Source organism: Bradyrhizobium sp. 160, assembly GCF_023073735.1.
In the GTDB taxonomy this organism is placed as follows: Bacteria; Pseudomonadota; Alphaproteobacteria; order Rhizobiales; family Xanthobacteraceae; genus Bradyrhizobium.
In genome coordinates this window covers 70,236-87,764 of the sequence record NZ_JADPKD010000044.1, presented here as the reverse complement: position 1 = coordinate 87,764, position 17,529 = coordinate 70,236, and the positions used below count along the sequence as shown (strand labels likewise).

At 64.5% G+C, this 17,529-nt stretch carries 16 protein-coding genes, 1 tRNA gene and 1 pseudogene; 6 read left to right on the top strand and 12 right to left on the bottom strand.

The genetic code is table 11. The features are described from left to right. Window positions 1-108 precede the first annotated feature (108 nt). The 9 genes from IVA98_RS17935 to IVA98_RS17895 form a co-directional block, all read right to left on the bottom strand. Window positions 109-202 (bottom strand) — tRNA-Ser (locus tag IVA98_RS17935). 419 nt (window positions 203-621) lie between these two features. Further along, window positions 622-888, bottom strand: coding sequence for a hypothetical protein (locus IVA98_RS17930; protein ID WP_247355287.1), 267 nt, complete (start codon window positions 886-888; stop codon window positions 622-624). 1,547 nt (window positions 889-2,435) lie between these two features. After that, entirely contained in the window at window positions 2,436-3,914 is a 1,479-nt protein-coding gene (gatB, locus tag IVA98_RS17925; RefSeq protein WP_247300794.1) for an Asp-tRNA(Asn)/Glu-tRNA(Gln) amidotransferase subunit GatB, read from the bottom strand. Beyond that, window positions 3,911-4,213 (bottom strand): hypothetical protein, encoded by a 303-nt coding sequence (locus IVA98_RS17920; protein ID WP_247300793.1) that lies wholly within the window; start codon window positions 4,211-4,213, stop codon window positions 3,911-3,913. Before IVA98_RS17920 ends, gatB begins: the two co-directional genes overlap by 4 nt. After that, window positions 4,204-5,679, bottom strand: coding sequence for an Asp-tRNA(Asn)/Glu-tRNA(Gln) amidotransferase subunit GatA (gene gatA / locus IVA98_RS17915; RefSeq protein ID WP_247300792.1), 1,476 nt, complete (start codon window positions 5,677-5,679; stop codon window positions 4,204-4,206). The genes IVA98_RS17920 and gatA overlap by 10 nt, the downstream gene beginning before the upstream one ends. Then, window positions 5,676-5,888 (bottom strand): hypothetical protein, encoded by a 213-nt coding sequence (locus tag IVA98_RS17910; RefSeq protein WP_247277029.1) that lies wholly within the window; start codon window positions 5,886-5,888, stop codon window positions 5,676-5,678. The genes gatA and IVA98_RS17910 overlap by 4 nt, the downstream gene beginning before the upstream one ends. Before the next feature lie 18 nt (window positions 5,889-5,906). After that, a complete protein-coding gene (gene gatC / locus IVA98_RS17905) occupies window positions 5,907-6,194 on the bottom strand; it encodes an Asp-tRNA(Asn)/Glu-tRNA(Gln) amidotransferase subunit GatC (RefSeq protein WP_247300791.1) in 288 nt (95 codons plus the stop codon). A 77-nt stretch (window positions 6,195-6,271) separates the two neighbouring features. Continuing rightward, the gene (locus IVA98_RS17900) at window positions 6,272-7,348 is read right to left on the bottom strand and encodes an NAD(P)H-dependent flavin oxidoreductase (protein ID WP_247300790.1); all 1,077 of its coding nucleotides are present in this window, start codon (window positions 7,346-7,348) and stop codon (window positions 6,272-6,274) included. 57 nt (window positions 7,349-7,405) lie between these two features. Next, the gene (locus IVA98_RS17895) at window positions 7,406-8,380 is read right to left on the bottom strand and encodes an NAD(P)H-dependent flavin oxidoreductase (RefSeq protein ID WP_247334260.1); all 975 of its coding nucleotides are present in this window, start codon (window positions 8,378-8,380) and stop codon (window positions 7,406-7,408) included. A 96-nt stretch (window positions 8,381-8,476) separates the two neighbouring features. Here IVA98_RS17895 and IVA98_RS17890 point away from each other — a divergent pair, with 96 nt between their 5' ends. The 3 genes and pseudogenes from IVA98_RS17890 to IVA98_RS17880 all read left to right on the top strand — a co-directional run bounded on the left by IVA98_RS17890 (window position 8,477) and on the right by IVA98_RS17880 (window position 11,063). Continuing rightward, window positions 8,477-9,367 carry a LysR family transcriptional regulator gene (locus tag IVA98_RS17890; protein WP_247300788.1) on the top strand — a complete coding sequence of 297 codons (891 nt, stop codon included), beginning with the start codon at window positions 8,477-8,479 and terminating at the stop codon, window positions 9,365-9,367. A gap of 278 nt (window positions 9,368-9,645) precedes the next feature. Then, complete coding sequence (gene ruvX, locus IVA98_RS17885; RefSeq protein ID WP_247300787.1) at window positions 9,646-10,137, top strand: Holliday junction resolvase RuvX; 492 nt, start codon at window positions 9,646-9,648, stop codon at window positions 10,135-10,137. 3 nt (window positions 10,138-10,140) lie between these two features. After that, window positions 10,141-11,063, top strand: a pseudogene (locus IVA98_RS17880) (AEC family transporter). Here IVA98_RS17880 and IVA98_RS17875 read toward each other — a convergent pair. From IVA98_RS17875 to IVA98_RS17865, 3 genes are read right to left on the bottom strand one after another with little or no spacing between them, the layout of a single operon-like run. Further along, window positions 11,060-11,824 carry a CPBP family intramembrane glutamic endopeptidase gene (locus IVA98_RS17875; RefSeq protein ID WP_247334259.1) on the bottom strand — a complete coding sequence of 255 codons (765 nt, stop codon included), beginning with the start codon at window positions 11,822-11,824 and terminating at the stop codon, window positions 11,060-11,062. The pseudogene IVA98_RS17880 and the gene IVA98_RS17875 overlap by 4 nt on opposite strands. A 23-nt stretch (window positions 11,825-11,847) precedes the next feature. Then, complete coding sequence (locus tag IVA98_RS17870; RefSeq protein WP_247334258.1) at window positions 11,848-13,491, bottom strand: acyl-CoA dehydrogenase family protein; 1,644 nt, start codon at window positions 13,489-13,491, stop codon at window positions 11,848-11,850. Window positions 13,492-13,513: 22 nt separating this feature from the next. Beyond that, window positions 13,514-14,227, bottom strand: coding sequence for a M15 family metallopeptidase (locus IVA98_RS17865; RefSeq protein WP_247300783.1), 714 nt, complete (start codon window positions 14,225-14,227; stop codon window positions 13,514-13,516). A gap of 222 nt (window positions 14,228-14,449) precedes the next feature. On the opposite strand from IVA98_RS17865, the gene IVA98_RS17860 reads away from it, so the two are divergent. The 3 genes from IVA98_RS17860 to plsY are packed head-to-tail and all read left to right on the top strand — an operon-like array spanning window position 14,450 to window position 17,348. Then, window positions 14,450-15,397, top strand: coding sequence for an aspartate carbamoyltransferase catalytic subunit (locus IVA98_RS17860; RefSeq protein WP_157334028.1), 948 nt, complete (start codon window positions 14,450-14,452; stop codon window positions 15,395-15,397). Window positions 15,398-15,402: 5 nt separating this feature from the next. Next, complete coding sequence (locus tag IVA98_RS17855) at window positions 15,403-16,713, top strand: dihydroorotase (protein WP_247277182.1); 1,311 nt, start codon at window positions 15,403-15,405, stop codon at window positions 16,711-16,713. Between the two features lie 38 nt (window positions 16,714-16,751). Continuing rightward, on the top strand, window positions 16,752-17,348 hold the full coding sequence (plsY, locus tag IVA98_RS17850) for a glycerol-3-phosphate 1-O-acyltransferase PlsY (RefSeq protein WP_247277018.1): 597 nt from the start codon (window positions 16,752-16,754) through the stop codon (window positions 17,346-17,348). The last annotated feature ends 181 nt before the right edge of the window (window positions 17,349-17,529 follow it).

The following is a 17,529-nucleotide window of genomic DNA, read 5'->3' as shown; positions in this document are numbered from 1 at the left end:
AAGGCGTGGACTGACCCTGCAACCCTCGACACCCGAACGGCACGAGGTTGTCACCCATGTCTCAGGTACGACCTGTTACCCATGTGTCCGGGCCGGACACAGCTCGGCTGGCGGAGACGGAGGGATTCGAACCCTCGATAGGCCTTTACAAGCCTATAACGGTTTAGCAAACCGCCGCCTTCAGCCACTCGGCCACGTCTCCAATATGCCGGGTATGCCCGACACGGCGGCGAGCCGCAAGCGGCAGAATTGAGGTCGGCGGGTTCTTTTCACCTGAAAGCTGCCAGGCGGGCGGCTGCTCAGGCCCGCGAAAGGATTCGCAGCGCGCGACCACCGATGCGCGCCGTCTTTATGTATATGTATGTATATGTATGTATATGTCCGCCTCCGGCGGCCGGACCGCCGGATTGGCCAATGCGAGGATCCACACCGCCCCGCCGGCCGGACGTTGAACCGGACGCCGGATCTGCGCCGGCGTGGAAAGTCCGAGACCTTGATCTTGGACACGCCGGCCTCGTGCGGCCGGCAGGGTTCCAGGTCATCGGGCGATCTGAATCGCAGCCCTGCCCCATGCTCAACCGGGGCGTGCCCGTAAGGGCGGTTCCGGATGCGATTCTCCGCTCAGTGGGCGGAAACCCACGCCCTCGCCTCACGCTGCGCGGCCGAGATCTCGGCCTCCGACATCTGCCCGGCGATTTCCTGGCGCAGCGCGACGGCGTCCTTGCGGCCCTTCAGCGCGGCGAGGTTGAACCATTTATGTGCGGCGACAAGATCGACGAGGCCGGAGCGGCCGCTCGCCCAGTACATCCCGCGTTCGAACAGCACGTCCGAGAGCGCGCTCGCGCCGATCGGCGTCGCCGTCTCCAGATCGAAAGTACCCTGAAACATGTCGCATCCCCTTTTTCTTATGCCGCCCCGTTTCCCCGAGCGCGGCTCCGTCCAACTCTGATTTCGCATGATCCTTCCCGGAAAACCGGAAGACCACTTTTCCGGGATCATGCGCTGTTCAACTCATCCCCGAGGCTTTTTTGCCCAATGCCGTTTGCCGGCTTGTTGGAGGCGATGATGGCGGGCAAATTTGAATGGCAGTTTAAGTATCGCGATGAAGCAGACGTAAACGCGAGCGCGCGGTGTTTGCGCAGGGAATTCAAAAAGCGCCTGACTTGCAAGCACTTCTGCGCTTCGTCAGATTCGGTTTACCCTGCGATTTTGGGAGAACGATAACCATCGCGCAGGGTCGGACGCGCGTTGTGGGGGTCTCGTGTGCCGCTCGCTGTCCTCACCCGCGCAGGCGCGTGACCGAGTGTTCCGCCGACAGCAGTCATCAGTCGAGACGCCGCGCTGTACTGGCTCGCCAGGTCCAAGCCGGGCGATGACACTGCACACGTAGAACGGCACTCGGGCTACAGCAGACAGCCGACATGGGCGCAACGCCCAGCTTGCCCAAGACAGGGCGAGCAAGCGCGCGACCGCGTCGCAGTCAGATCAGCAATGCCTGGGGAATGGAATGCCGGCAATGCCCCGGCCTCAAGAGAACGAGGGCGTCGGCGAACACGTCAGGACCAGATTTCACTTCGGCCCGAAGGCCGCTTGTGAAATTGCGGAGCCCTTGAGGAGAACCGCACCGAACGAAGAAAACTCGTTTCTTCTGCCGGGCCGCAAGAGACGACCCGACCGTTGACCTGATGTCTCGCCGACACCCTCTATCGTCGACCAGAACCCTTAGAAGGCGCTGATGACGTGCCGGCTATCTGGAGCCGGCAACTTCAGAAGCGAAGTTACTTCTTCTTCTTCGCGACCTTGCGGGTCTTCTTCGCAGTCTTCTTCACTGCGCTCTTCGCCTTCTTCGCCTTCTTCGCTTTCTTGGCCATGTTGCCCTCCGATGTGTGAGATGGCTTTAATCGCTGCGTGCACTCGGGGATCGAATGCACTCATCCCGAATACACCAACACGAAGAAAAAAACAGCGTCTCGCTTAAAGAAGTGTTGACGACGCAACGCGCGTGCGCTTGGCGAGCGCGGCGCAAGCGCACTGCATTACATGTGCTTGCGATCGCAGAGAGTGGGCGCATCGTCGGCGTCTGCAACAGATGCGATTGCAGAAAAACACTATGCAGAAAGTATTTTTCTGCACACACGCATCGCGCATGATCGATGTGACGACGCGCATCGTCGATCCCACGATTGCCTCGCGAAGGCGTTTCGCGGACTCTGAGTCGCGAGTTTTGGCAACGAAAAAATTTTCATGCTTAACGGCACGAAGGCTCGCCTGAGCGTGTGCAAACCGCCGTTTTGCGCGAATCGCGTGCCTGCGATTCGGTCGCCGCATCGCTGTCGATCCGATGAAGTTGCCGCCGAGGATTGCGCGCGAGCGCCGCACCGAGAGCCGACAACGAGGTGACGGAGCGTACTCGTCACCTCGTTCGAACGCCGAGGCTAGACGCCGAGCTTGGACTTGAGCAGGTCGTTGACGCTCTGCGGGTTGGCCTTGCCGCCGGACGCCTTCATCACCTGGCCGACGAACCAGCCGAGCGACTGCGGCTTGTCCTTGACCTGCGCGGCCTTGTCGGGATTGGCCGCGATGATGTCGTCGACCACCTTTTCGATCGCCGAGAGGTCGGTGACCTGCTTCATGCCGCGGCTTTCCACCAGCGCGCGGGGATCGCCGCCCTCCTGCCAGACGAGCTCGAACAGATCCTTGGCGATCTTGCCTGAGATCGTGCCCTCGCCGATCAGGTCGATGATCGCGGCGAGTTGCTCCGCGTTGACGGGAGAGCCCGTAATATCCCGGCCTTCCTTGTTGAGACGGCCGAACAGCTCATTGATCACCCAGTTCGCCGCCATCTTGCCGTCGCGCGCGCGGTTGGCGAGCTTGTCGAGCACCGTCTCGTAGAATACCGCGCTCTCGCGCTCGGCGACCAGCACGCTCGCGTCATAGGCCGACAGGCCGAAGTCGGCGACGAAGCGCGTCTTCTTCTTGTCCGGCAGCTCGGGCAGCTTCGCCTTCAGATCGTCGACGAACTCCTGGCTGAACTCGAGCGGCAGCAGGTCGGGATCGGGGAAGTAGCGGTAGTCATGCGCCTCTTCCTTGGACCGCATCGAGCGCGTCTCGCCCTTATTGGGATCATAGAGCCGCGTCTCCTGCTCGATCTCGCCGCCGTCTTCCAAGATCTCGATCTGACGCCGCGCCTCGTATTCGATCGCCTGACCGATGAAGTTGATCGAGTTCATGTTCTTGATCTCGCAGCGGGTGCCGAGCGGACCGCCGGGCCGGCGTACCGAGACGTTGACGTCGGCACGCAAGCTTCCCTTCTCCATGTCGCCGTCGCAGGTGCCGAGATAGCGCAGGATCGAGCGCAGCTTGGTCACATAGGCCTTCGCCTGCTCGGCATCGCGGATGTCGGGCTTGGAGACGATCTCCATCAGCGCCACACCGCAGCGGTTGAGATCGACAAAGGACATGCTTGGCGACTGGTCATGCAGCAATTTGCCCGCATCCTGCTCCAGGTGCAGCCGCTCGATGCCGATGGTGACGCTGCGACCGCCGTCGAGCTCGATCAGCACCTCGCCCTCACCCACCACCGGCGATTTGTACTGGCTGATCTGGTAGCCTTGCGGCGAGTCCGGATAGAAATAGTTCTTGCGGTCGAACACCGAACGCAGATTGATCTTTGCGTTGAGGCCAAGCCCGGTCCGGACAGCCTGCCTGACGCATTCTTCGTTGATGACGGGCAGCATGCCCGGCATCGCGGCGTCGACCAGCGAGACATGGCTGTTCGGCTCCCCGCCGAATGTGGTCGAGGCGCCCGAGAACAGTTTTGAGTTCGAGATCACCTGGGCATGGATCTCCATGCCGATGACCATCTCCCAATCGCCGGTGGCGCCCTTGAGAAGCTTGTGCGTGGCCGTGCTCATGTCTTGCTCCCAAGCAGCGTGGCAACGATCCGCTCCCACTCTGCTTCCAATGAATCCTTTGCCGCGGGCTGACCGGCCTGGCGGTACCAGTAGCCAGCATTGCCGAGATCACCTTCGACGCGGTGCAGATACGCATGCACCCAGGCCGCCTCGCGGCTGCTCTCGTCCTGGACTATTCTGTGTGCGCGGTCCCAGTCGCCCTTGGCCGCCCACCAGAGGCCGGCGAGCGACGCGTTCAATTCCGGCGCAGGCGCCGCGCCGTCAAGGCTCGCGATGAACGCGGCGACATTCACCACCACCTCGCGGGCGTGAAGCGGCCGGCAGCCTGCTCGATCACCTCGCCGAGCGAGAACAGCGTCTCTTCGTCGAAGGGACGGCCGATCAGTTGCAAGCCGAGCGGCAGGCCCTGCGCGTCCTTGCCGGCGGGCACGGCGATGCCGGGCAGGCCCGCCATGTTCACGGTCACCGTGAAGATGTCGTTGAGGTACATCTCGACCGGATCGGCGCCGCCCTTCTCGCCGATGCCGAAGGCCGCCGACGGCGTCGCCGGGGTTAGGATCGCATCCACGCCTTTGGCGAAGCAGTCCTCGAAGTCCTTCTTGATCAGCGTTCGTACTTTTTGCGCCCGCAGGTAATAGGCGTCGTAATAGCCGGCCGAGAGCACATAGGTGCCGATCATGACGCGGCGCTTCACCTCTGCGCCAAAGCCCTCGGCCCGGGTGTTTTCGTACAGCTCGATGATGTTCCTGCCCTGCTCGCGCAGGCCGTAACGCACACCGTCATAGCGCGCGAGATTGGAGGACGCCTCTGCCGGCGCCACGATGTAATAGGCCGGCAGCGCATATTTGGTGTGCGGCAACGACACCTCGACAAGCTCGGCGCCGGCGCTCCTGAGCCAGTCCGCGCCCGCGCTCCAGAGTTTCTCGATCTCGGCCGGCATGCCGTCGAGACGATACTCCCTGGGGACGCCGATCTTCATGCCTTTCACGGACTTGCCGATCGCAGCCTCGTAGTCCGGCACCGGGATGTCGACCGAGGTCGTATCCTTCGGATCGTGCCCGGCCATCGAGCGCAGCAGCATCGCGGCATCGCGCACACTGCGCGCGATCGGGCCGGCCTGGTCAAGCGAGGAGGCAAAGGCGACGATGCCCCAGCGCGAGCAGCGGCCATAGGTCGGCTTGATGCCGACGGTCGCGGTGAACGCGGCCGGTTGGCGGATCGAGCCACCGGTGTCGGTCGCGGTCGCGCCCATGCAGAGCAGCGCCGCTACGGCCGAGGCCGAACCGCCGGACGAGCCGCCCGGCACCAGCGTCGCGTTCGAACCGTCGCGCCGCCAGGGATTGCCGACCGGGCCGAAGCAGGAGGTCTCGTTCGACGAACCCATCGCGAACTCGTCATTGTTGAGCTTGCCGAGCAACACCGCGCCGTCGCGCCAGAGCTGCGACGTCACGGTCGATTCATAGGTCGGTACGAAATTGTCGAGGATCTTCGAGCACGCCGTGGTGCGCACGCCCTTGGTCGCGAACAGATCCTTGATCCCGAGCGGGATGCCGGCGAGCGGACCGGCGTCGCCCCTGGCGATCCTGGCGTCCGCCTCGCGCGCCATGCTGCGCGCCTGGTCCGGCGTCTCCATGACGAAGGCATTGAGCACGCGCGCAGCTTCGATCGCGGACAGATGCGCATCGGTCAGCTCGAGCGACGTGAAAGTCTTGTCGGCGAGACCCTTGCGGGCCGCGGCGAGCGTCAGCGATGTCAAATCGGTCATTTATTGATCGGGCTACAGAAGAACGGAGACAGGGTCTTGTCGTTGGCCGGGTCGTCTTTTTTGGCGGCTGCTTTTGCGGCGGCCTCGATCTCGTCGAGCACGGCATTGACGGCGACGTCGGGATCGGCAGCCTTGCCCTGCCGCTCCATCTTGTCGAGATAGGTCATGTAGGCCTGATAGGCCTTCTCATCGTCGCAAAGCAGACACATCGGACCACGTCCTAAAAGTTACTCGACGACCTTCGGCACCTGGAAAAAGTGACCTTCGGTCGCGGGCGCGTTGGCAACGATATCATCGGCGATCTCGCCGTCCGTGACGACATCCTGCCGTTTTTTCATCTGCATCGGCGTGACCGAGGTCATCGGCTCCACGCCCTCGACATTGACCTCCGAGAGCTGCTCGACGAAGGCGAGCATGGCATTGAGCTCGCCCTGGAGATGCGGAACCTCGTCCTCGGAAACCGCAATGCGCGCCAGATGCGCGATGCGGCGGACGGTCGTGGCGTCGACGGACATTATATAAGGCCTCTCACGGCAAAACCTATGTGCCGTATAGCAGAGGCCGGTTTTGCGCCGCAACCGGCGCTTCCCGCCTATCCAGCGAGCGCTTTCATGCGAGCCAGCGCCGATTTGGCGAGATCGCGGGTCAATTCGGCCGCAGGGACATCCCGGCCGAGGGCCACGGCCTGCCCAGCCCAGAGATTGGTGAAATCCACCCTCCCCTGCTTTTCGGCAGCCGCTTTCAGGGGCCCGAGCGCGGTCGCAGCATGGGGAAAGGGAGGTGCATCCGGCGAGATCGGGCCGGCCTCGCGCATCAGCCGGTTCTGCACCCCGCGCGCAGGACGCCCGGTCATGACATTGGTGATGACGGTGGATTCGTCGTCGGCCTCGGCCAGCGCCTTGCGGCCTCCGGCCGTGACCTTGGATTCAGGACAGCGCAGATAGGCGCTGCCGATCTGCACACCGGATGCACCGAGCGCAAAGGCCGCGGCAATGCCGCGCCCATCCGCAATGCCGCCGCAGGCGATCACCGGCACCTTCACGGCATCGACGACCTGCGGCACCAGCGCAAAGGTGCCGGGCTGTTCCGCGATCTTGTCGGTCAGGAACATGCCGCGATGACCGCCCGCCTCGGCGCCTTGCGCGATGATGGCATCGACGCCGCGCTGCTCGAGCCAGACCGCTTCCTTCACCGTGGTGGCCGACGAGATCACGAGGCAGCCGGCTGCCTTCACCCGCTTGAGCAGAGCTTGCTCCGGCAAGCCGAAGTGAAAGCTGACGACTTCCGGCTTCAGCTCCTCGACGACCTCACAGAATGCCGCGTCGAAGGGCGCACGGTTCGCCGCAGCGATCGGCGCCGCCGGATCAAGACCGTGCTCGGTGTAATAGCCCGCAAGCCGCTGCTTCCAGCGTGCCTCGGCCTCGGTCGTGAGCTCTACCGGTGTGTGGCAGAAGAAGTTCAGATTGACCGGTGCCTTCACGTTCTGGCGGATGAGACCAACCTGCTCGCGCGCCTTCTCCGGCGAGATCATCGCGCAGGGCAGCGACCCCAGCGCCCCGCCTTGCGCGGCCGCAATCACCAGCTCCGCATCCATCACGCCCGCCATCGGCGCCAGCACGATCGGGAATTCGGTCTTGAAGAGATCGATCAGTCGACGGTCAGGCCACATGGTGTGTCTCTTTCTCGTTTTTGCTTACCCTCCCCTGGAGGTGGAGGGTGAAAAACTCTACGCCGCGACGACCGAGTTTCTCCGCCCGGCCAGGAGTTGCTCCGCCTCCGTCGCAATCCGCTCCACGATCTCCGCGGCGGACGGAATGTCATGGATCAGTCCGACGGCCTCGCCGGCAAAAACCGCAGCGACCTCGAAATTGCCCGCGGCCTTCGCCGCAGCATACTCCGCGGCGACCTCGCTTGCGCGCTGCATCAACTCGATCTCGCGGCCGGTCCAGCGCTTGATGTGATCATTGATCAGCGAGCGCGCAGTGAACGGCGCCGGCCAGAACAGATTTCGCGACCAGTCGAAGACGACGCCGCGCACGGTATCATTGCTGTCGGCTTCACGAATGCGCCGCTTCGCTTCCTCCGCGCCATTGGCCTCCACGCTCGCATAAAAGCGTGTGCCCATCAGCACGCCGGATGCCCCCAGCATCAACATTGCAGCGAGGCCCCGGCCATCCGCGATACCGCCGGCCGCGACGACCGGCACGCGTCCTGCCGTGAGATCGACGATCGCAGGCACGATGTCGATCGTAGTGCGCGACGCGCCATGGCCGCCAGCCTCGGTACCCTGTGCGATCAGGATATCCGCGCCGGCATCAAGCGCCTGCTTCGCCATGTCCTCGCTCTGCACCTGGCAGATCAATCGCGCGCCGCCCGCCTTGATGCGCGGCCCGAACGGCGCGGGATCGCCAAACGACAGCATGATGGCCTGAGGCTGGGCGTCCAGCGTAATGTCGAGAAGCTCCGGCTGTTTTGCCAGGCTCCAGGTGATGAAGCCGATACCGAACGGCGCAAGACCCTCCAGCTCCTTGGTCTCGGTCTCCAGCCGGGCCTGGTCGCCGTAGCCACCACCCAAGATTCCGAAGCCGCCGGCACTGCTGACGGCGCGGGTCAACCGGCTGCCTGCAATGGTGTCCATGGGAGCCGACAGAATGGGATGCTTGATCCCCAGAAGCTCTGTCAGCGGCGTGGCGATCGGCATGCGTCCTCCCACTCTGGACAGGAACATTAGCCGCGAATAGCATTCTCTAAAATTGAATTCTAGAGAACGCTGCCATCTCAAATGCGGAACGATTCCATGGAACTCAGTGATCTCCAGACCTTTGCCATCGTCGCCCGCACCGGCGGCATCACCCGCGCCGCCGAAGAGCTCAATACCGTGCAGTCCAACGTCACCCAGCGCGTGAAGGCGCTGGAAGCCGAGATCGGCACGCCGCTGTTCGAACGTCACAGCCGCGGCATGACGCTGACCGGTGCCGGCAAACGCCTCCTGCCCTATGCGCAAAAAATGGCGGCGCTGTCGCGTGAAGCCGTGCTCGCCGCGCAAGATGACGGTGAGCCGAAGGGACCGCTCGCGATTGGATCGATGGAGACGACCGCGGCCGTGCGGCTGCCGCCCGTGCTGGCGGATTTCCACCGCCGTTTTCCTGCCGTGCGCCTTTCTCTGCGCACCGCAACCACGGCCGACCTTGTCGCCGCCGTGCTCGACGGCTCGCTCGACGGCGCCTTCGTCGCGGGTCCCATCGCGCATGCCGAGCTCATAGCGACGAGCGCCTTCCGCGAAGAGCTGGTGCTGGTCAGCGCGCGGCGCTGGGCTTCGTTGGCCGAGCTGCGTGCCGGCACGCCGGAGCCCGGCCCGACGGCGCTGGTGTTCCGCACCGGCTGCACCTACCGCCAACGGCTCGAGCAGGTGTTCGTCGAGTTCGGCTGGCCGTCGGCGGCGCGCTTCGAGCTCGGCACACTCGACGGCATGATCGGCTGCGTCGCTGCCGACATGGGCGTGACGCTGCTGCCGCGCATTGTGGTCGAGCGCAGCGCGATGAACGGAAGCGTGTCGATCCACGCGCTGAGCCCGTCGCATGCGCGTGTCGAGACACTCTTCATCCAGCGCCGCGCCGGACATCAATCCAGCGCACTGAGCGGCTTTGCCGCTTGCCTGAAGCTGGACCAGGACGTCATCGCCGCCTGACGAAGAACTTGATCGTCGCCTTGATCACGAAATGATCGTGAAAGTCACCGCGAGCGCCGGCGTTCCATCTCACTGAAATTCATCGCCACAAATCTGTCGTGTCCAGCAATGCGCGGCGCAACGGCCCAGATCGCTTCGAGCAGACCGAACGGTCAGGTGCCCCTGGAGAAAATCGAGGCCGAGCCGAACGCGCAGGACGCGGCAAACACGCCGAATAATGCGAGCGCATCCATGTTCCGGGTTCACTCCGCAGCGCGACGCGTGATATGCGCTAAGCCATGCCGGCTCTTATCCTGCCTCTCGTCGATGCTGCAACACACTGGCCCGCGCGCGGCGCGCTGGTCGGGCTTGACTTAGGCACCAAAACCATCGGCGTTGCCGTGTCCGATCCCGACCGGCGGTTGGCGACCGGCGTCGAGACGATCCAGCGCAAGGCGTTCAAGCAGGATGCCGCCCGGCTGCTCGCGATCGCGGCTGAACGCAGGGCAGCCGGTTTCGTGCTCGGCCTGCCCATCAACATGGATGGCAGCGAGGGCCCGCGCGCGCAATCCACCCGTGCCTTCGCCCGCAATCTTGCCGGCCTGACCGCACTCCCCATCGGCCTGTGGGACGAGCGCCTCTCGACGGCGGCAGTCGAGCGCGAGCTGATCGGCATGGACGTCAGCCGCGCCAAGCGCGCCGAGGTGATCGACGAGCACGCGGCGATCTTCATCCTGCAAGGCGCGCTCGACCGCCTCGCCAATCTTCGCGCTCGCCCGGGGACGGACTGATCCATGGCCGTCGTGATCGCGGCGCTGCTGCCGGTCTTCATCCTCATCGTGCTCGGTGTCGTGCTGAAGCGCAGCCTGATGCGGCTCGACACGCAGTGGCATGGGCTGGAGCGCCTGACCTATTTCGTGCTGTTTCCGATGCTGCTGATCCAGACGCTGGTGAAGGCGGACCTCTCCAAGGTGCCGGTCGCTGGCGTCGGCGGCGCGCTGCTGCTGTCAGCGCTCGCGATGTCGCTCTTGTGCCTTGCACTGCGCCCGCCCTTACCCGGCTCGGCATCGACGGCCCCGCCTTCACCTCGATCTTTCAGGGCGCAACGCGCTGGCAGACCTTCGTCGGACTGTCGGTCGCAGCCAATATGTTCGGCGACGTCGGGCTGGCGCTCGCCTCCGTGGCGATGGTCGCGATCATTCCCCTGGTCAACGTGCTCAGTGTCGTGGTGCTCGCCCATTACGCCGCGCCCGAAAAGCAGTCTGCACGAGCCGTCGTCATGACGGTGGTCCGCAATCCCCTGATCTGGGCCTGCGTGATCGGCCTTGCCGTCAATCTGACGCACATGCCGCTGCCGAAACTCTGGCACGAGGTGGCGGATGCGCTGAGCCGCTCCTCGCTGGCGATCGGCCTGCTCGTCACCGGCGCCGGCCTGCATCTCGAAGGTCTCTTGCGCCCGAGCCTCGGCGCGGCCACCGGCGTCGTCTTCAAGCTCGCGCTGATGCCCGCGCTCGCGCTGGGGCTCGGCGCCTGGTTCGGGCTCTCCGGCGACAGCCTCGCGATCGTCGCGATCTGCGCGGCGGTGCCGACCTCGCCTAGCGCCTATGTCTTGGCCCGCCAGATGGGCGGCGATGCGCCGCTGCTGGCGCAGATCATCACGCTGCAAACGATTTTTGCGGCCATCACGATGCCGGTCGCGATCGCGCTGGCCGCCTAACTTGCCAACCACATCGTCAGCACCACTGCGGTCAGATTGTTGAGCGCATGCAACACGACCGTGAGCCAAAGCGAATTGGCACGGTAGCGCATGTAGCCAAACCACAGGCCGATGGTGAAAACCTCGGCGAGAAAATACATGTCGTATTGCAGGTGCACGATTGTCCACACCAGCGACGACAGGATGATCGCGCCGGGCACGCGCAAGAAGCTCGCAGACCAGCCGCGATAGAGGAAGCCCCGCGCCAACACTTCTTCCGACATGGGCGCCGCCACACTGAAGGCAAACAGCAGCACCATTGCGGCGCCCTTGTCGCGACCTGATTTCAACAAATCTGTCATGAAGCCCGGCGTCGCCTCGCGGCCGAGCGCGCGCGACATTGTCTCCCAGGCCAACACGATCAGGACCAGGCCGACCGCGCCGAACAGCAGATGCTTCCAGGACGGCCAATGCAGCGCGAGATAATTCACGAAGGACGCCTTCTTGATGCGAATGGCAAGCCAGACCACGGCCAGCGTCGCCGGCAGGCCCATGGCCACTGACAGCGCAAGCGCCTGGGGCTCATGGCCGACGACTTGCAGCGAGGCGAGATCCATGGGCAGACCACGCTGCGCTACCAGCAGAACGATCGCGCCGATCTGCCCGACGAACATCGCGAGGAAGATGAGGAGACCCCACAGTGCGGTGCTCCAGAACATCCAGACGCGCGGCGTCGCAGGCGTCATGGTGAGCGGCGGATGGTCGGGATTGAGGGAATCCATCAAAAGGCTTTCGTTTGGGAGACTCACGGCAGCGCTCGCTCCAGCAGCGCGCACACGTCGGCGCTCTCCAACTCCACGGCGCCGTACATGCTGGCGTGATTGGCAGCGAGGCGCGTTGCGGCGAACAATTCGGCATTGCGCGGTGACACGCGGCCTAGCGCCGCAGCCGCGGCGAACAACGCCAGCTTCTCGACTGCCAGCCGCGCGACGCGCTCGCCGTCAGCACGGCGAAAGGTCTTGCCGATGAACGCGGCGGCCTCACCCGCTCCGGGCAGTCCTTTTGTCTCGGCCGCAAGCGATTGCAGCACCGCCATCGCCGCCTCCGGCTCGCGCGAGAGCGCGCGGAGCACGTCGAGGCACATGACGTTGCCCGAGCCTTCCCAGATCGCGTTGACGGGAGACTCGCGATAATGACGCGCCAAAATGCCGTCCTCGACATACCCGTTGCCGCCGAGGCACTCCATCGCTTCGTAGAGGAACGGCGGCGCGCTCTTGCAGGTCCAATATTTGATCGCGGGCGTCAGCAGCCGCATATAGGCGGCCTCCGCCGCATCGTGCGGCGTCCGGTCGAAGGCGCGGCAGAGTCGCATCACCAGGGCGGTGCTCGCCTCGACATGCAGCGCCATGTCTGACAGCACCGCCTGCATCAAGGGCTGATCGGCGAGATGCTTCTGGAACACGCTGCGGTGACGGGCGTGATGCAGCGCATGCGCGAGCCCCGAACGCATCAGGCCGACGGAGGCGATCGCGCAATCCTGGCGCGTCAGCTGCACCATCTGGATGATGGTGCGGATGCCCTTGCCCTCCTCGCCGACCCTTTCTGCATAGGCACCGACGAACTCGACCTCGGAGGAGGCGTTGGAGCGGTTGCCGAGCTTGTCCTTCAGCCGCTGGAACTGGATCGCGTTCACCGAGCCGTCGGGCGCAAAGCGCGGCATGAAGAAGCAGGTTAGGCCCGCGTCTGCCTGCGCCAGCACCAGGAACGCATCGCACATCGGCGCCGACATGAACCATTTGTGGCCGGTGATGCGATAAGCATCCCCCTCGCTTACGGCGCGCGTCATGTTGGCGCGCACGTCGGTGCCGCCCTGCTTCTCGGTCATGCCCATGCCGAGCGTCATGCCGCGCTTTTGCCACCACGGCACGAAGCTGGGATCATAACTCCTCGTCGACAGCACCGGCATCACGCGCGCGAGCAGATCGGGCTGCATCGCCAGCGCGGCCACAGAGGCTCGTGTCATCGTGATCGGGCAGAGATGGCCGGTCTCGACCTGCGCGGCGATATAGAACTTTGCGGCGCGGATGACCTCCGCCGCATCGCCAGCGGGCTTTCCATCCGCCGTCCACGTCGAATTGTGCAGGCCCGCATGCGCACTGTGCGCCATCAGCTCGTGATAGGCCGGATGAAACTCGACCTGGTCGCGGCGATTGCCCTTGGCATCGAAGCTGCGCAGCTTCGGCGTGTTCTCGTTCGCGACGCGTCCGCGATCGGCCATCGTGGCCGAGCCCCAGTGCTTGCCGAACTCCGACAGCTCCCGTTCCGCCGCCGCGCCGCCATTGGCCCTCACCGCATCGACCAGCGGACGGTCGGCCGCGAACAGGTCGACGTCCTCGAACGGCGGCGACTGGTTGAAGACCTCGTGGGTCGCAAAGCTCGGCCGGATCATATGCGCCTCCTCGAACCGGACCTTAGTTCCGCCGCGGCTGGATCGGGAAATCATAGGCTGCCCCGCCCGCCCCCGGCAGCGAAAAATGCCACCACTCCTTCGAATAGTTCACAAAGCCTTGCCTGGCCATCGCAGCCACCAGCCGCTTGCGCCAAGCGCGTTGCTCCGCATTGATCGACTGTGCCGCAGTATGCCCCTTCGCGTCGGTACAGTCGTAACCAGTGCCCATGTCGACGCTGCCCTCCGGCGCCCGCGCCTCGGCTGGCGCCGTGCAATCGGCATAGGCCTTTGATGGGTCGTATTTGGCGGAATTCTCGGCCTTGAGATCGACCAAAGTGAGATCGAGTGCCGCCCCGGTCGAATGCTGCGAGCGGCTCGCGATGTAGCCGAGCCGAAATAGCTCGCTCTTGGGAATCTTCGGATTGTAGCGCCGCTCGGCGGCAGTCTCGTGGCCGTTCTGCGACCACTTCATCATGTCGCGCGAGGCCCGTGCCGGCCGGTAGCAGTCGAACATTTTGAGCGAGAGATGTTGCGCGGCCAGTTCCTCCTGAACCGCCTTCAGCCGCAGCCCGACCTCGCGCTTCACCACGCATTCGCCGGCGCTATAGCCGGCGAGCGGCCGGCCGACGAAATTGTTCGAGGTGGCGTAGCGGATGTCCTGGATGATGCGGGGCTCGACGTCGCGCAGATAGACAAAGTCGCCGGGGAGTGGTTGGGCCCAGGCGGATGAGCTCATGATGATCGATATAAATGCAGCAAGAATTGGTTTCACGATGCCGTCCCATCCTTCGTCATTCCGGGGCGGCTCGAAGAGCCGAACCCGGAATCTCGAGATTCCGGGTCTGGCGCTTACGCGCCATCCCGGAATGACTGAGCGGGTGACAGATCAGGGGATAACTCACTTGCCCATCTTTGCCCCTTGCTCCCCCCGCCGTCGCCCCCTATAGCTCTGCTTTTAATGACATCGAAATCGACCTTCGTCCTCGGCCACCGGCATTTGCTGGGCATTGAGGGCCTTTCCGCGGCCGACATTACCGGCCTCCTCGACCTGTCCGAAGAATATGTCGAGCTCAACCGCCAGGTTGACAAGAAGCGCACCGTCTTGCGTGGACGGACGCAGGTGAACCTCTTCTTCGAGGCTTCCACCCGGACCCAGTCCTCGTTCGAGCTCGCCGGCAAGCGCTTAGGTGCCGACGTCATGAACATGTCGGTGTCCTCGTCCTCGATCCGCAAGGGCGAAACCCTGATCGACACCGCGGTGACTTTGAACGCGATGCACCCGGACATCCTGGTGGTGCGCCATCACGCCTCCGGCGCGGTGGAACTGCTGGCGCGCAAGGTCGACGGTTCCGTGATCAATGCCGGCGACGGCGCGCATGAGCACCCGACCCAAGCGCTGCTCGACGCGCTCACCATCCGGCGCAACAAGGGGCGGATCGAAGGCCTTGTGGTCGCGATCTGCGGCGACGTGCTGCATTCGCGCGTCGCCCGCTCCAACATCATCCTGCTCAACACCATGGGCGCCCGCGTCCGCGTCGTCGGCCCTTCCACGCTGCTGCCGCCCGGCATCGAGCGGATGGGCGTCGAGGTCGCGCGCGACATGCGCGAGGGCCTGGAAGGCGCCGACATCGTGATGATGCTGCGGCTCCAGCGCGAGCGCATGAACGGCTCGTTCGTGCCTTCGTCATCGGAATATTTCCACTACTTCGGGCTGGACCAGAAGAAGCTCGCCTACGCCAAGCCGGATGCATTGGTGATGCATCCCGGTCCCATGAACCGCGGCGTGGAGATCGACTCGATCGTGGCCGACGGCGCCCAGTCCCTGATCCGCGAACAGGTGGAGATGGGCGTCGCCGTGCGCATGGCCGTGCTGGAAGCGCTCGCCCGCAACCTGCCGAACGCGTGATGCCGATGTTGACCGACCGCCGCCCCATCCTGCTCGCCAACGCCCGCGTCGTCGACCCCTCCAGGGATTTCGACGGCATCGGGGACGTCCTCATTGCCGACGGCACCATCCGCGAGACCCGCCGCGGCATTGGCGCAGCCGGCGTGCCTGAAGGCACCGACATCATCAACTGCTCCGGCAAGATCGTGGCGCCAGGCCTGATCGACTTGCGCGCCTTCGTCGGCGAGCCCGGTCTCAGCCACCGCGAGACCTTTGCCTCGGCGAGCCAGGCCGCCGCGACCGGCGGCATCACCACCATCATCTGCCAGCCCGCCACCTCGCCGGTCATCGACAATTCGGCGACCGTGGACTTTGTGATGCGCAGAGCCCGCGACACCGCGATCGTCAATATCCAGCCGATGGCGGCGCTGACCAAGGGCATGCTCGGCGAGGAGATGACCGAGTTCGGCCTCTTGAAGGCCGCCGGCGCGGTCGCCTTCAGCGACGGCGACCGAAGCGTGACCAACGCCCAGGTGATGCGACGCGCGCTGACCTACGCCCGCGACTTCGACGCGCTGATCGTGCATCACACCGAGGATCCCAACCTCGTGGGCGAAGGCGTGATGAACGAGGGCGAGTTCGCGACCCGGCTCGGGCTGATGGGCATCCCGAATGCCGCCGAAGCCGTCATGCTGGAGCGCGACTTACGCCTCGTTGCACTCACCGGCGGCCGCTACCACGCGGCGTCGCTGACCTGCATCGACTCCCTCGAGATCCTGGAGCGCGCCCGCGACGCCGGGCTCGCCGTCAGCGCCTCGGTCTCGATCAATCATCTGGCGCTGAACGAGAACGACATCGGGCCCTACCGTTCGTTCCTGAAACTGTCGCCGCCCCTCCGGACCGAGGACGACCGCCGCGCGGTGGTGGCGGCGCTCGCCTCCGGGCTTCTCGACGTCATCATGTCCGACCACAATCCGCAGGACGTCGAGGTCAAGCGCTTGCCGTTCGCGGAAGCCGCCCCCGGCGCCGTGGGGCTCGAGACCATGCTGCCGGCGGGCCTCCGCCTCGTGCACAATGGCGAGATGGAACTGAAGACGCTGATCCGCGCAATGTCGACGCGGCCGGCCGAGTTGCTCGGGCTACCAGGCGGAACCTTGCGCGTCGGCAGCCCCGCGGACGTCATCGTGATCGACCCCGATACGCCCTGGGTGGTCGATCCGGCCGACCTGAAATCGCCCTGTAAGAATACCCCGTTTGATGAGGCCCGCTTTACAGGCCGCGTCGTGCGCACCATTGTCGGCGGTCGGACGGTCTACGAGTATGTCGGACATGGGTGATCGTTCGGCACGGAGACCCAGTCTTTGGAGATGCCGCCATGGGGCTTGAAGCATTCCTGCCGGTGGCCTTCGTCATCGGCTATCTCCTCGGCTCAATTCCGTTCGGGCTGATTCTCACCAAACTCGCGGGCACGCAGGATATCCGCTCGATCGGCTCCGGCAGCATCGGCGCCACCAATGTGCTGCGCACGGGACGCAAGAGCCTTGCCGCGGGCACCCTGCTGTTCGACGCGCTCAAGGGCACCGTGGCCGTGGTGATCGCCGGCTATCTCGCAGGTCCCAATGCCGCCATGGTGGCCGGGCTCGGCGCGTTCCTGGGCCATCTCTTCCCGGTCTGGCTCAAGTTCAAAGGCGGCAAGGGCGTGGCCGTCTACATCGGCATCCTGCTCGGCCTGTTTTGGCCTGGCGCCGTCGTGTTCTGCCTGCTCTGGCTGGCAACCGCCTTCACCACCCGCTATTCCTCGCTGTCGGCGCTGGTGGCGGCGTTCATCACGCCGATGTTCCTGTGGTGGTTCGGGCACCTGGCATTGTCTGCTTTATCAGCAGTGCTGACGCTGCTGCTGTTCTACGCGCACCGCGAGAACATCAAGCGCTTGCAAGCGGGCAAGGAAAGCCGGATCGGGGAGAAGGCCTAGAGCGTTTCGAGCGAAGTGGATGCCGGTTCGCGTCAAGAAATCGCGTCAGAACAAGAATCCAAAGCCGGGCATCTACGGATACCGAAACGGCCCTTCTGCATTATATGCAAAATCCTGTTCGCAACTTGCGGCCGAATCGCGGTTGTGTTGGCAAGCGGGTTCCGAGCCTGTCATGCTGACA